General features: G+C 72.2%; 10 protein-coding genes. 4 read left to right on the top strand and 6 right to left on the bottom strand.

Annotated elements, in window-relative coordinates; translation table 11 throughout:
• Window positions 1–96: 96 nt before the first annotated feature.
• The 4 genes from O3W51_RS18165 (at window position 97) to O3W51_RS18150 (ending at window position 6,582) form a co-directional block, all read left to right on the top strand.
• Window positions 97–264 carry an SPOR domain-containing protein gene (locus tag O3W51_RS18165; RefSeq protein WP_138351051.1) on the top strand — a complete coding sequence of 56 codons (168 nt, stop codon included), beginning with the start codon at window positions 97–99 and terminating at the stop codon, window positions 262–264.
• A 10-nt stretch (window positions 265–274) separates the two neighbouring features.
• Window positions 275–673: a (deoxy)nucleoside triphosphate pyrophosphohydrolase gene (locus tag O3W51_RS18160; RefSeq protein WP_138351050.1), complete on the top strand. Its 399-nt coding sequence runs from the start codon at window positions 275–277 to the stop codon at window positions 671–673.
• A gap of 629 nt (window positions 674–1,302) precedes the next feature.
• Window positions 1,303–3,849, top strand: a complete 2,547-nt coding sequence (locus O3W51_RS18155; RefSeq protein WP_232484656.1) for an ATP-binding SpoIIE family protein phosphatase — start codon at window positions 1,303–1,305, stop codon at window positions 3,847–3,849.
• A 192-nt stretch (window positions 3,850–4,041) separates the two neighbouring features.
• Window positions 4,042–6,582 (top strand): SpoIIE family protein phosphatase, encoded by a 2,541-nt coding sequence (locus tag O3W51_RS18150; protein WP_244809387.1) that lies wholly within the window; start codon window positions 4,042–4,044, stop codon window positions 6,580–6,582.
• 198 nt (window positions 6,583–6,780) lie between these two features.
• On the opposite strand, the gene O3W51_RS18145 is transcribed toward O3W51_RS18150, so the two are convergent.
• The 6 genes from O3W51_RS18145 to O3W51_RS18120 form a co-directional block, all read right to left on the bottom strand.
• The gene (locus O3W51_RS18145; protein ID WP_269286794.1) at window positions 6,781–7,494 is read right to left on the bottom strand and encodes a PspA/IM30 family protein; all 714 of its coding nucleotides are present in this window, start codon (window positions 7,492–7,494) and stop codon (window positions 6,781–6,783) included.
• A gap of 44 nt (window positions 7,495–7,538) precedes the next feature.
• Window positions 7,539–9,587 carry a TPM domain-containing protein gene (locus O3W51_RS18140; RefSeq protein ID WP_269286853.1) on the bottom strand — a complete coding sequence of 683 codons (2,049 nt, stop codon included), beginning with the start codon at window positions 9,585–9,587 and terminating at the stop codon, window positions 7,539–7,541.
• 118 nt (window positions 9,588–9,705) lie between these two features.
• Window positions 9,706–10,470, bottom strand: a complete 765-nt coding sequence (locus O3W51_RS18135) for a succinate dehydrogenase/fumarate reductase iron-sulfur subunit (protein ID WP_138351045.1) — start codon at window positions 10,468–10,470, stop codon at window positions 9,706–9,708.
• Complete coding sequence (locus O3W51_RS18130) at window positions 10,467–12,410, bottom strand: fumarate reductase/succinate dehydrogenase flavoprotein subunit (protein ID WP_138351044.1); 1,944 nt, start codon at window positions 12,408–12,410, stop codon at window positions 10,467–10,469. The genes O3W51_RS18135 and O3W51_RS18130 overlap by 4 nt, the downstream gene beginning before the upstream one ends.
• Window positions 12,411–12,431: 21 nt before the next feature.
• Complete coding sequence (locus tag O3W51_RS18125; RefSeq protein WP_138351043.1) at window positions 12,432–13,274, bottom strand: hypothetical protein; 843 nt, start codon at window positions 13,272–13,274, stop codon at window positions 12,432–12,434.
• Between the two features lie 84 nt (window positions 13,275–13,358).
• On the bottom strand, window positions 13,359–13,646 hold the full coding sequence (locus O3W51_RS18120; protein WP_138351042.1) for a hypothetical protein: 288 nt from the start codon (window positions 13,644–13,646) through the stop codon (window positions 13,359–13,361).
• Window positions 13,647–13,908: the final 262 nt, after the last annotated feature.

The following is a 13,908-nucleotide window of genomic DNA, read 5'->3' as shown; positions in this document are numbered from 1 at the left end:
GGTCTCGGACGGGGGCTCCGGCGGGGTTTCCGACGCTGCGTCCGACGCTGCGCCCGATGAGGCTGACGACGGGGCTCCGGTCGGGGAGACGGTCCGATGACCGAGCTCCCGTGGGTCGTCGTACGCCAGGACGACAACGGCAACCGCTACCGCGTCGGCCGCTACGCGACGCGTGAGGAGGCCGAACGCGTCTCCGACATGCTGGACGCGCGCGGCCACAAGCAGCTCTATCTCGTCGAGCGGATCGACCGCCAGGCGTCGTAGGGTTCCGCGCATGACATTGCGCGTGGTCGTGGGCGGAGCCGTACTGGACCAGGGCCGGCTCCTCGCCGCCCGCCGCAGCGCCCCGCCCGCGCTCGCCGGCCGCTGGGAGCTGCCGGGCGGCAAGGTCGAGCCGGGTGAGACCCACGAGCAGGCCCTCGTGCGCGAGCTGCGCGAGGAGCTCGGGGTGGAGGTCGAGCCGATCGCCCGGATCCCGGGGGAGTGGCAGCTGAGCGCGGGGCTGGTCCTGCACGCGTGGACGGCGCGGCTGGTGTCGGGAACGCCGGCGCCGCTGGAGGACCACGACGAGCTGCGGTGGCTGTTGCCCGACCGTGTCCACGAGGTCGACTGGCTCGACCAGGACCGACCGGCGGTCGCCTGGACCGCCGCCCACCTCCTCGCCTCCGGCTGAGGTTCCCCTGCTACCTGTGCTGCCATGTGCGCCTTGACGCCGGGCGAGGCGGGGGTGGCCTCAAACGCCGGCCGGGCTGAGCGGACTCCCTTGCGCATCAGGTGGCCTCGAGCGCCGGCCGGGCTGATGGGCTCGCTCACCCGCCGAGTGGCCAAACGTGGGCCGTTCGGTGGTAGCCGCAGGCGTCCGTTCGGCCGCGAGCACCCAACCGTCCGACGTTCGCCCCGCCGGGCGCGTAAGCCGCGGTCGGGCCGGTCGATGGCCCGCGCCCCCGCCCCGGGGCCTGGGCCTGGGCCGGGGCGGTCAGGTCCGGCTGAGCGGCAGCGACCAGGCGGACCGCGCACCGCGGCTCCTGGCCGCGGCCGTACCTACCGGTGCCGCGGGCCCCACGCCCGCCACCGCAGGCGGACCTCGCGCCGCAGCGTCCCTCCCGGCTGGGGCCGTACTCGCCTACCGCGCCGCAGGCGCGCTTCGCGTCGGGGCGGCATCCGCACCCACCTCCCGCCGTACTCCCCCCACCGCGCCGGAGGCGTCGCGGTACGGAGGGGGAGATATCGGGTATGTGGGGGTTGATCCCTCTTCATAGCCGGGCGATCCGGCCCAATTCGGTCAGGGACGATGTGGACGGCTTGAGCAGCAGCGATGAGGCGGCGGGGGCGCGGAGGCGCGGCGGGCTGCAGCCGGGGCCGGCGGCCGAGGTCGCGGACAGCCCGACGGGCACGTTGCTGGACACGCTGCGGGTGGCCGTCGTCATGCTGGACACGTCGGGCCGGGTGTTGCTGTGGAGCCCCCTCGCAGAGGAAATGCTGGGGTGGGCGGGCGAGCACATCGTCGGGCGCCGCGTCGGCGGCCTCTTCGACATGGGCGAGGCGTCCGGCGGTGCCCGCCGGATGGCTGCGGTGCCCGAGCCGGGCAGGGCCGAGCGGATCCTGGCCGACCTGCTGCGCAACGGCCGCTGGGACGGAATCCTGTCGCTGCGGCACCGCGACGGCCACAGCGTGCAGGTCGAGGCGCGCGCCTCGCTGCTGGTGGACGGGGACGGCCGGCCGTTCGTCCTCGCCTCGGTCGCCGAGACGGCCCGGCTGCGCACCCTGGAGCACGACCTCGCCGCGCTGGACGCGCTCTACGACTCGTCACCGCTGGGCGTCGCGGTCTTCGACACGGAGCTGCGCTACGTACGGGTCAACGAGGCGCTGGCCCGGATGAACGGGCTGTCCTCCGCGGAACACATCGGCCGGACCGTCAGCGAGATCGTCGACGACCCGGGGGCGGCCGCCGAGCTGACCACGTTGCAGCGTGCGGTGCTGGCCACCGGCCGCCCCGTCATCGACCTGATGATGCTGGCCCCGCGCGGCCTCGGCCACCGCTCCATCTCCTACCACCGCCTGGAGGACCGGGCGGGCCGGGTGCTGGGCATCAGCGCGACGGTGATGGACGTGACCGAGCGGAAGGAGGCGGCCGACAAGGTCGAGCGGGCCCGCAGCCGGCTGGCGCTGCTCAACGACGTCGGTGCGCGGATCGGCGGCCTGCTGGACGTACGCCGGGGCGCGGAGGAGCTGGCGCGGGCGCTGGTGCCGAGGTTCAGCGACTACTCGGGGGTGATCCTGCACGCGGCGGTCGCCGACGGCGGGGAGCTGCCGACGGTGCAGTACAGCGAGAGCACGCCGATGCGGCAGCTGGGCGTGGGCGCGATCCGGCAGGGTCCCGAGGTGGACCGGATGATCAAGCTGGGCTCGGTCGTCTCGTTCACCCGCAAGTCCATCTTCGGCACGGTGCTGGCCACCGGGCGGCCGCAGTTGGTGGAGAACAACGAGCAGTTGCTCGCGACGACGTTCCCCGGTGACCCCAAGGTGCGGGCCACCATGGAGCTGGGCATCCACTCGCTGCTGGTGCTGCCGCTGCGGGCGCGCGGCGTCGTGCTGGGGCTGCTGGTGGTCAGCCGGGCGGACAGCAGGGAGGCGTTCGACCGCGACGACCTGGCCCTGGCGATGGAGCTCGCCGACCGGGCGGGCTCCGGGCTCGACAACGCGCGGCTGTACGTCCGGGAGCGCGAGGGCGCCCTGATGCTGCAGCGCAGCCTGCTGCCGCAGAGCGTTCCGCAGCCGCAGGGCGTCGAGGTCGCCTTCCGGTACGTGCCCGGCAGCAGCGGCACCGAGGTGGGCGGCGACTGGTTCGACGTGATCCCGCTGGCCGGCGGCCGGGTCGCGTTCGTCATCGGCGATGTGATGGGGCACGGGCTCGGCGCCGCCGCGACCATGGGACGGCTGCGTACCGCCGTCCGGACCCTCGCCGGACTCGACATGCCGCCGCACGAGTTGCTGCGCCGCGTCAACGACCTCGGCGACGACCTCGCCCAGGACCAGGACGAGGGCTGGATGGCCACCGTCGTGTACGCCGTCTACGACCCGGCGACCCGGCGCTGCACCCTGGCGAAGGCCGGGCATCTGCCGCCGGTGCTGGTCTATCCGGGGGAGGAGTGCGGTTTCGCGGGGTGCGGCGCGACCCTGCTGGAGATGCCGTCGGGAGCGCCGCTCGGTGTCGAGGGTGTGGAGTTCGAGTCCGTGGAGCTGGACGTACCGGACGGCACGGTGCTGGTGCTCTACACCGACGGGCTGGTCGAGGCGCGCGGCGAGGACATCACCGACGGTCTGGACCGGCTCTCCACGGTGCTGTCCCGACCTCTCTCCTCGCTGGAGGACGCCTGTGACGATCTGCTCGCGACGATGGTGCCGGGCCGGGAACCGGACGACGTGGCCCTGCTGATGGCCCGGCTCGGCGGTCTCCCCGAGGGCAGCACCGCCTCGTGGACCTTCCCGGCCGAGCCCAGTGCCGTGCGGCGGGCCCGCCGCCATGTCCGCGAGACCCTCGCCGACTGGCACCTCGAATCGCTGACCGATGTGACGGTGCTGCTCGTCAGCGAACTGGTCACCAACTCCCTGCGGTACGCGCACGGTCCGATCGGCGTACGGATGGTGCGCGGCGGCTCGCTGCTCGTCGAGGTCTCCGACCCGCTCCCCGATCCGCCGCTGGAACGCGAGGCCACCACCGAGGACGAGGGCGGCCGCGGTCTGCAACTCGTGGCGCGTGCCTCACGGCGCTGGGGCACCCGGCACGGGCGGCTCGGCAAGACGGTGTGGTTCGAGCTCGCGATGCCTCCCGCCGTGTCCGGCACCTGACAGAGTGGTTCAGCGACTCCCCACCGGGTAGCGAGTAGAGGCGAACGGGAACCAGTGGGAGCCGAGATGATGCTGTGATCGTCAAGACCGTGTGCGGGACGGTCGTGATGCTGAATACTCGGCTCCAAACCGGTCCATGTGTGCTGAGCTGGAGGGGTCGGGCTAGTGAACGACGTGCCAGCGGGGGCCGATGTGTCTGATGAGCGGGGCGGGACCACTTCTCCCCGGGCCACGGTCTGGCAGTCCAGCCCGCCGGGTTCGATCTACGACTACATCCGCGTGGCCTCCTTCTCGATCGGCCCCGACGGGCGGATCGACCAGTGGAGCGACCGGGCCGCCGAGTTCTTCGGGGTGCCGGCCGCGCAGGCGCTCGGCAAGGACCCCATCACCGCGTTCGCGCCGCCGGACACCTGGGACCGCGGCCATGAGCGGGTGGCGGAGATCCTGGACGGCCGGGAGTGGATAGGTCTCGCGCCCTACCGTGACGCCGCCGGTACCGAGGGCATCGCCGAGATCTATGTGATGCCCGCCGACCGGGGGGCGCTGTGCATCGCCGTCGACGTCTCGTCGCTGCGGCAGATAGAGACCGACCTGGCAGCATCGCAGGCCGTCTTCGGGCAGTCCCCGATGGGCTTCGTCCTCTTCGACACCCATCTGCGGCTGCTGCGCGTCAACGAACGTTTCGCGACCGTCTTCGGCCGCACCGCCGAGGAGCACCGCGGCCGCGGCCCGCACGACTTCCTGTCCCGGGTCGAGGCCGACCGGCTCACCGCCGCGCTGCGCCAGGTGCTGGAGAGCGGGGATCCGGTCCTGGACATGCCGCTGGTCGGCACCGTGCCGGGGGAGAGCGGGCGCCGCCGCTGGGCGATCTCGCTGTACCGGCTGCACAGCGGCAGCGGGCGGCCGATAGGGGTCGCCGGGCTCGCCATGGATGTCACCGGGCGGCAGCGGGCCGAGCGCGAGGCCGCGCACGCCCGCCGCAATCTCGCCCTGCTCAACGAGGCCGGGGTGCGGATCGGCAACTCGCTGGACCTGGAGACCACCGCCCGCGAACTGCTCGACGTCGCCGTGCCGCACTTCTGCGATCTGGCGTCCGTCGACCTGTACCAGGCGCTGCTCGTCGGCGAGGAGGACCTCGGGGGCACGTCGGACGGCAGTGGCGAGGTGCGCCGGGTGGCGTTCGCCAGTGCCGTCTCGAACGCGCCCTCCGCGATCCTGGGCGGTGACGGCGAGGACGGCTCGGTGCCCGTCGGATCCGTCCACCGCCACCCGTTCAACTCGCCCTGCGCCAGCGCGCTCAGGACCGCCCAGACGCAGATGGTCGGAGTGGACCCCGAGCCGGACCTGGGCGGCGCGCTCGTCCAGTCCACGCTGATCGTCCCGATGGTCGCCCGTGACACCGTCCTCGGCCTGGTGCAGTTCTCCCGGGCCAAGGGCAGCGAGCCGTTCTCGGAGCGGGACCGGATGCTCGCGGAGGAGCTGGCCGCGCGCGCCGCGGTCTGTATCGACAACGCGCGGCTGTACCGGCGCGAGCACGAGCGGGCGCTGATACTGCAGCGCAGCCTGCTGCCACCGGGCAATCCGGAGGCGGCCGGGCTGGACATCGCCTGTCGCTATCTGCCGGGCAACATGGAGACCGAGGTCGGCGGCGACTGGTTCGACGTCATCGAGCTGCCGGGGCACCGCACCGCGCTCGTCGTCGGCGACGTGATGGGCCGGGGGCTGCGCGCCGCCGTGGCGATGGGTGAACTCCGCACCGCCGTACGGACGCTGGCCCTGCTCGACCTGGAACCGGCCGAGGTGCTCACCGCACTCGACGAGGTGGCCCGCGGCCTCGGCGCCCCGCCGGAGACCCGCAGCCGGCGCGGCAAGGACCGCGGCGGCACGGACCTCACCGAGGTCTACCTCGCCACCTGCGTCTACGCCGTGTACGACGCGGTCACCCGGCGGTGCACGATCGCCAACGCCGGGCATCTGCCGCCGGTGGTCGTCGAGCCGGGTGAGCCCGCGCTCATGCTGGAGGTCCCCACCGGGATGCCGCTCGGGGTGGGCGGCGAGCCCTTCGAGGAGGTCGACGTCGAGCTCCCGGACGGCGCGCTCCTCGGGCTCTACACCGACGGCCTCGTCGAGTCCCGCAACCACCCGCTGGACGAGGGCCTCGAAGCGCTCCGCGCCGCGTTCGACGATCCGCAGCGTCCCCTGGAGGACGTCTGCGACCACATCCTCGCGACACTGGACACCGCCCACGGCGAGGACGACATCGCCCTCCTGATGGCCCGCGTCCACGGTCTGCCGGCCGACTCCGTCGGGGACTGGACGCTGGAGCCGCACCCCGCCTCGGTCGCCCGCGCCCGCGAGTACGCCCGCGAACGGCTGCTCTCCTGGGGTCTGGAAGAGCTCGTCGACACCACGGAACTACTGGTCAGCGAGCTCGTCACCAACGCCCTGCGGCATGGCGACGGCGACATCCGGCTCCGGCTGCTGCGCGACCGCACCCTCGTCTGCGAGGTCTGGGACGGCGCGCTGGTGCAGCCCAGGCGGCGGCGCGCCCGCGACACCGACGAGGGGGGCCGCGGCCTCCAGCTCGTCAGCCTGCTCAGCGAGAGCTGGGGCAGCCGCCGCACCCACCGCGGGAAGACCGTCTGGTTCGAGCTCGCCCTGCCGGGCGACGGCGGCCCCGGCGGAGGACCGGGGCGGGAACCAACCGTGGACGAGCTGCTGAGCATGTACTAGGGCGTGTTGCGAAAGGAGCGCCGTTCGCCCGGAGGGCGTGGCCCACGGCGTCCGGTGCGTGCGCTGGCAAGGCGGAGGGTCGTCCTCGTACTGGACGTACTCGGACGAGCCCGACAACGCGGCGAGGGCGCGTGCCAGGCGTCATGGGCCAGGCGGGACTTGCGCAACACGCCCTGGACACGGGGGCCGCCGGGCGGGCTACTTGACGGCCTTGAGGGCGGCGAGGCGAGCCTCGACCTCCGCGCTGTCGGAGAGGGTGTCGAGGCTCTCGAACTGGGCGTCCAGCGAGGACGCGGCCAGCTCCTCCTTGCCCTTGGCCTTGGCCTCCTCGCGCCGGACCTTGTCCTCGAAGCGGCCCAGCTCGCTGGTCGGGTCGAGCACGTTGATGTTCTTGGCCGCGTCCATCATCTGGTTCTGCGCCTGCGCGGACTTGGCCCGCGCCACCAGCGAGTCCCGCCTGCTCTGCAGTTCACCCAGCTTGGTGCGCATCCGGTCGAGACCGGACTTGAGCTTGTCGACGATCTCGGTCTGGCTCGCGATGACCGGCTCCGCGGTCCTCGCCTCCTTCTCCGACGTGACCTGGCGGCCCAGCGCGACCTTCGCGAGGTTGTCGAAGCGGTCGGCGTCCGCGGTGCTTCCGGCGGCCCGCAGCTCATCGGCCTTCTTGCTGGCGGCGAGGGCCTTGCCGCCCCATTCCGCGGCGGCCGCCACGTCCTCGTCGTGGTCCTGCTCCATCAGCCGGAGATTGCCGATGGTGGCGGCGACCGCCTCCTCGGCCTCGGAGATGTTGTTGCTGTAGTCGCGGATGAGCTGGTCGAGCATCTTCTGCGGGTCCTCGGCCTGGTCGAGGAGCGCGTTGACGTTGGCCTTCGCGAGCTGGGTCACCCGGCCGAGGATCGTCTGCTTCGTCATGGCTGGAGTTCCTTTGCAGGTAGGTAGGAGAAGCGAGGAGCTGGTCAGAAGCGGCCGCCGCCGCCCATCCGGCCACGGGTGCCGCCTCCGCCGAAGCTCCCGGGACCCCCGCCCCCGCCGAAACCGCCACCACCGCCGAATCCGCCCCCGCCGCCGTTCAGGATTCCGCCGAGGATGATCCCGCCCAGCACGGCGCCGCTCATCCCTCCGCCGCCGCGCCCGCCGCCGCCGAAACCGCCGCCGCTCACATCCTGCTGGGCGAACTGCTGTGCCTGACGCGCCAGTTGGTCCGCCTGCTGCGCCTCGGAGAGCGCACCCGCCGCATCGGTGGCGGCCAGCGACTCGGCCTGCTCCAGCCGCCGTTCGGCCTCGGCGAGCCGGGTACGGGCCTGGCTGCCGATCGCGCCGCGATGTGTGGTGATGACGTCCCGGGCCGCGGCCACCTCGCTGCGGGCCGCCAGCAGGGCCTGGCCCAGCAGACCGCGGGCCCGCTGCTCGTTCACCGCTCCCTCGCGGGCGCCGGTCAGTGCCGCGTCGAGAGCGGCGTCCGCCTCCTCGATCCGGCGCAGCCCCGAGATCGGGTCGTGGCGGCCGGCCGTCAGCTCCTGCCGTACGTCGCCGAGCACGGACTCGGCGCGGGCTATCCGGCCCCGCAGATCCGCCGTCGGCGCCCCGTCGGCGGTCCCGCTGAGCAACCCCTTGGCATCGGCCAGGTCGGTGTCGGTCCCGGTCAGCGCGTCCTGGAGCCTGGCATCGGCCTGCTCCAGTTCCTCCGCCCGGCGTACGACAGACTCGGCGAGCGTCCCGGCCTGGTCGAGGGCGCCTTCGGCGGCCCGTACGAACACCGCCGCCCGGGACATGTCGCCCGCGTCGATCGCCTTCCTGGCCCCGTCGATCGCGGTCCCGGCGAACACCAGCCGGTCCCGCGCCTCGGCCGGATGGCCGGTGACCGGTTCGACGGCCGCGTCCGCGTACGTCCGGGTGAGGGTGCCGATCGCGGTCTCGGCGGCGGTCACATGCGTGTCGAGCGCCGCCGCGGTCGCCTCGGCCTGCGCGAGCGCCTGCGGGGCGTTGGACTCCAGCGCCCGCAGCCGGTCGAACGCGTCGGACTCGGCGTCCAGCCGGCGGTTCGCCTGGGTGCAGCGGCTCAGGATCTCGTCGAGCATCAGCCGCCGGGTCGCCTCGTCCTCGGGAAAGGCGTCGTCGAGCTTCTGCCGCAGCCGGAAGGCGGCGGTCAGCTCACCGCGCGCGTACGAGACCGCCTCGGTGAACGGCTGGGCCGCCTCGTCACCGAACTGCGCCGCCGCGAACCCGAGCTCCTCCTGGCTGGTGCGCACGGCGTCGTCCGTCTCCACCAGCAGCTGCTTCGCCTGGGCGTCGAGCTCCGGGAGCGGCGTGACCCGCGGCCGCTCGGCGGCGCCACCCCGGCCCCAGCCGCCGCCCTGCGGCGGCGCGCCCCGGCTGCCCCGTTTGCGCCGCGAGTACACGAGCGCGCCCAGCACGCCGGCGCTGCCGACCGCTGCGACCGGGATCCACAGGCTGCTCGACCCGTTCCCGCCCGAGCCGCCGCCCGGATCCTCGGTCCCCGGCGTGATCGCGGGCGCCACGACCGGCTGTCCGCCGAGCACCGCCCCGAACCCGTTCGCGGCGCCGATGGCGGCGCCCGCCCAGTCGTTCTGCTTCAGCGCGGGCTCGATCGCCGAGCGGTTCACCTCGTCCAGCTGGCTCTGGGTGAACCCCGAACTCTGGTCGGCGGAGACGGCGTACTGCCGGTCGTGCGTCGCGACGGCCAGCAGCACGTCGTTCTGCCCGAGGCCGTTGCGCTGCGCGGTGGCGTTGGCCCACTCCTGGGCGTCCCGCCCGGAGAAGCCGTTCACATAGGCGACGAAGAGCTGGATCCGATGGCCGGCGTAGAGCTTCTCCAGCGCGTCCGCCACCTGCTGCTTACGGTCACCCAGCGCGCCGACCTTGTCGGTGATCTGGCCGGTGCGCGACAGGGTGATCGGGTCGTCGGCGTGCGCGGTACCGGCGGCGCCGGCGAGCGGCAGCAGCAGGGCGCCGAGGAGCGCCACGATTCCGCCGAGTCGCCGCATCAGCCGCATCCGATCCGCCACGCGCCTGCGGCATGGCTCTGTTCGGGAGCGTATGCGCGGTTTGTACGGCTCGCGACCGTACGGCCTCCGGCCGAGTGCCGGAGGCCGTACGGTGCGGTTACGGCCGCCGCAGGATCTTGTTGCCCAGCCAGACCAGTGGGTCGTACTTGCGGTCGACCGCCCGCTCCTTGAGCGGGATGAGTGCGTTGTCGGTGATCTTGATGTGTTCCGGGCAGACCTCGGTGCAGCACTTGGTGATGTTGCAGTAGCCGAGTCCGTGGTCGTCCTGGGCCGACACCTTGCGGTCCAGGCCCTCCTCGGCGGCCGCGTCCAGCGGATGCATGTCGAGCTCGGCGATCCGCATCAGGAAGCGCGGCCCGGAGAAGGCGATCTTGTTCTCCTCGTGGTCGCGGACCACGTGGCAGGTGTCCTGGCACAGGAAGCACTCGATGCACTTGCGGAACTCCTGGGAGCGTTCCACGTCCTGCTGCTGCATCCGGTACTCGCCCGGCTTGAGGCCGGCCGGCGGCACGAACGCCGGCACCTCGCGCGCCTTCGCGTAGTTGAAGGACACGTCCGTCACCAGGTCACGGATGACGGGGAACGCGCGCATCGGGGTGACGGTGACGGTCTCGTCGGCCGTGAAGACCGACATCCGCGTCATGCACAGCAGGCTCGGCCTGCCGTTGATCTCGGCGCTGCACGATCCGCACTTGCCGGCCTTGCAGTTCCAGCGGACCGCGAGGTCGGACGCCTGGGTGGCCTGCAGTCGGTGGATGATGTCGAGGACGACCTCGCCCTCGTTCACTTCCACCTGGTAGTCGTTCAGGTCCCCGCCGTCGGCGTCGCCCCGCCACACCTTGAAGTGTGCTGTGTACGTCACGGGGCCAACTCCTCGTCCGTCAGATACTTCAGCAGTTCTTCCTTCTCGAACAGGGCGAGGAGGTCGTCCCGCATCGGGTCCATGTCGCGGCGGCGGAGCGTGACCTGGCCGCGCTCCGGGTCGGTGTCGGCGAGCCCGCCGCTGGGGTCGGACAGCTCGCAGACGAGATTGACCTTCCGCCAGGTCCGGTCCATGCCGGGATGGTCCTCGCGGGTGTGGCCGCCGCGGCTCTCGGTGCGCTCCAGCGCGGCACGCGCCACGCACTCGCTGACCAGCAGCATGTTGCGCAGGTCGATCGCCAGGTGCCAGCCGGGGTTGAACTGCCGGTGGCCCTCGACGCCGGCCCGCCGCGAGCGCATCCGCAGATCGGTGAGGCGGCTGAGCGCCTCCTCCATCTCCGGGGCCCGGCGGATGATGCCGACCAGGTCGTTCATGGCCTGCTGCAGTTCCTGGTGGAGGGTGTACGGGTTCTCCGCGACCTGCCCCTGCGGCAGGTCGGGGTCGGAGGCCTCAGCGCTGAACGGGCGCAGCGCCTCGGCGGCCGCGCTGTCGATCTGGTCCTCGGGGACGGCGGGCCGCCCGGTGCCGAGCGCGGCCACGTACTCCGAGGCGTGCAGTCCGGCCCGGCGGCCGAAGACCAGCAGGTCGGAGAGGGAATTGCCGCCCAGCCGGTTCGAGCCGTGCATTCCTCCGGCCACCTCGCCCGCCGCGTACAGTCCCGGCACGCCGCGGGCCGCCGCGGTGTCGGGCTCCACGTCGACGCCGCCCATCATGTAGTGGCAGGTCGGGCCGACCTCCATGGGTTCGGCGGTGATGTCGACGTCGGCGAGTTCCTTGAACTGGTGGTGCATCGACGGCAGCCGCCGTTTGATCTCCTCGGCCGGGAGCCGGGTCGAGACGTCGAGGAAGACCCCGCCGTGCGGAGTGCCGCGGCCCGCCTTGACCTCGGAGTTGATGGCGCGGGCCACCTCGTCGCGGGGGAGCAGCTCCGGCGGCCGGCGGAATGTGGCCGGGTCGGCGTACCAGCCGTCGGCCTCCTGCTCGGACTGCGCGTACTTCTCCTTGAACACGTCCGGGATGTAGTCGAACATGAACCGTTTGCCGTCGCTGTTGCGCAGTACCCCGCCGTCGCCGCGGACCGACTCGGTGACGAGGATGCCCTTGACGGACGGCGGCCAGACCATCCCGGTGGGGTGGAACTGGATGAACTCCATGTTGATGAGCGGCGCGCCCGCGAGCAGTGCCAGCGCGTGCCCGTCGCCGGTGTACTCCCACGAGTTGGAGGTCACCTTGAAGGACTTGCCGATGCCGCCGGTCGCGAGGACCACGGCCGGGCTCTCGATGACGAAGAGCCGGCCCGACTCGCGGATGTAGCCGAAGACCCCGCTGACCGCCGGGCCGTCCTTGAGCACCCGGGTGACCGTGCACTCCTGGAAGACCTTGAGCCGCGCCTCGTAGTCGCCGAACTCGGCGAAGTCCTCCTGCTGCAGGGAGACGATCTTCTGCTGGAGGGTGCGGATCAGCTCCAGGCCGGTCCGGTCGCCGACGTGCGCGAGCCGCGGGTACTCGTGGCCGCCGAAGTTGCGCTGCGAGATCCGGCCGTCCTTGGTGCGGTCGAAGAGCGCGCCCCAGGTCTCCAGCTCCCACACCCGGTCGGGTGCCTCGCGGGCGTGCAGTTCGGCCATCCGCCACTGGTTGAGGAACTTCCCGCCGCGCATGGTGTCGCGGAAGTGCACTTCCCAGTTGTCGTTGGAGTTGGCGTTGCCCATGCTGGCCGCGATACCGCCCTCGGCCATCACCGTGTGCGCCTTGCCGAACAGCGATTTGCAGATGACCGCCGTGCGCATGCCCTGCTCGCGGGCCTCGATGGCGGCGCGCAGACCTGCCCCGCCCGCGCCGACGACGACCACGTCGTAAGTGTGCCTTTCGACTTGCGTCATGCTTGTTGGCATCCCCTTCGTTTAGAAGAACCGCGGGTCGTCGAAGGCGCCGCTGGCGACGAGATATACGTAGAAGTCCGCGAGGGCCACGCTGATCAGCGAGACCCAGGCGAGCAGCATGTGGTGCCGGTTGAGCCGGCCGACCCAGCCCCAGAGGCGGAACCGCACCGGGTGCTTGGAGAAGTGCTTGAGCCGGCCGCCGATGATGTGCCGGCAGGAGTGGCAGGAGAAGGTGTACGCCCAGATCAGGGTGATGTTCACCAGCATCACGAGGGTGCCGAGACCCGCGTGGCCCCAGTTGCCGTCCGCGTCCCGGAAGCTCAGCACCACGTCGTACGTCAGGATCCCGGCGACCGGGATCGCGAAGTAGAAGAAGTACCGGTGGATGTTCTGCAGGATCAGCGGGAACCGCGTCTCACCGGTGTACGTGGCGTGCGGCTCGGCGACGGCGCAGGCGGGGGGCGAGGCCCAGAACCCGCGGTAGTACGCCTTGCGGTAGTAGTAGCAGGTGAGCCGGAAGCCGAGCGGGAAGATCAGCACGATCAGGGCCGGGGAGATGCCCCACCAGCTCCCGAAGAGGTGCCAGTCGGCGCCGCCGTTCATGTCGGTGCAGTTCGACGCCAGGCACGGGGAGTAGAATGGCGAGACGTACGGCGCCGCGTAGTAGTCCCCGTTCGCGAACGCGCGCCACGTCGAGTAGACGACGAACGCCCCCAGGCCGAGCGCGGTCACCAGGGGCGGAACCCACCACCGGTCGGTCCGCAGATGTCGGTTCGGGATGGCCGCGCGCCCCTGAGTGTGGACACCGCGGCGGGCGGGACTGCTGTCGGCGGACTCGGTGCTGGAGGTGGTTCCGGTGGCCAATGCGTACTCCGGAGGGGAGCGGAAGGGGCGGGAGCCGGTGACGGCTGCGGTGATGGGGAGGCTGCGGCTGCGGGGAGGGCGCGGTTACGGCGCGTGGCCGTGGGGCGATCCCAGGCCTTCGTCCTCGCAGTCGGACCACAGCGCGGGGTCGTACGGGGTGTCGGGCACGATCACCATCTCCACCGGGCCCGGTGGGGCGGCGGACGGTGCGGCCTCGCGCAGCAGGGTCAGGCTCTCGCGGAGGTGGTCCGCGTCGGCACGTACACGACGCATGTCGAGGCTGTTCCCGACGTGCTGCTCCAGCCGGCCCACGCAGCGGACCAGGTCGTCCAGCCGGCGCTGAACCGATGTCAGATCGTCTTGCAGGGACATGGATTTGCCCTCAGCTCTGCCGCAGTGCGGTTGGTGACGCTCATGCGGAAGCGAGTGTCGCGCGTCACATGCGCCATTGGGAAGAGCGCGTGCGGGGGAAATGGCGCCCGTTCCGGGATCGCGCCCCGGCCGCACGCCCGCGCGGGCCGCGGGCGGGCGCCCCACCGCCGTTCGGGTGGCCTGTGGCCCGCTTCGCGCCGTGTCGCGGCGCCGTGCGGGTACCTGTCGCTTTCAGTAGGTGCGATAAGCGACAAATACCGCC

Origin of the sequence: Streptomyces sp. H39-C1 (assembly GCF_027158125.1) — a bacterium.
Classification (GTDB): Bacteria; Actinomycetota; Actinomycetes; order Streptomycetales; family Streptomycetaceae; genus Actinacidiphila; species Actinacidiphila fildesensis.
This window is presented reverse-complemented; position numbering and strand designations above follow the sequence as displayed.

Excerpts from the sequence above, each read along its gene's own strand:
- O3W51_RS18165 (WP_138351051.1), top strand. The coding sequence starts at position 97 with ATGACCGAGCTCCCGTGGGTCGTCGTACGCCAGGACGACAACGGCAAC.
- O3W51_RS18160 (WP_138351050.1), top strand. The coding sequence starts at position 275 with ATGACATTGCGCGTGGTCGTGGGCGGAGCCGTACTGGACCAGGGCCGG.
- O3W51_RS18145 (WP_269286794.1), bottom strand. The coding sequence starts at position 7,494 with ATGACGAAGCAGACGATCCTCGGCCGGGTGACCCAGCTCGCGAAGGCC.
- O3W51_RS18140 (WP_269286853.1), bottom strand. The coding sequence starts at position 9,587 with ATGCGGCGACTCGGCGGAATCGTGGCGCTCCTCGGCGCCCTGCTGCTG.
- O3W51_RS18130 (WP_138351044.1), bottom strand. The coding sequence starts at position 12,410 with ATGACGCAAGTCGAAAGGCACACTTACGACGTGGTCGTCGTCGGCGCG.
- O3W51_RS18120 (WP_138351042.1), bottom strand. The coding sequence starts at position 13,646 with ATGTCCCTGCAAGACGATCTGACATCGGTTCAGCGCCGGCTGGACGAC.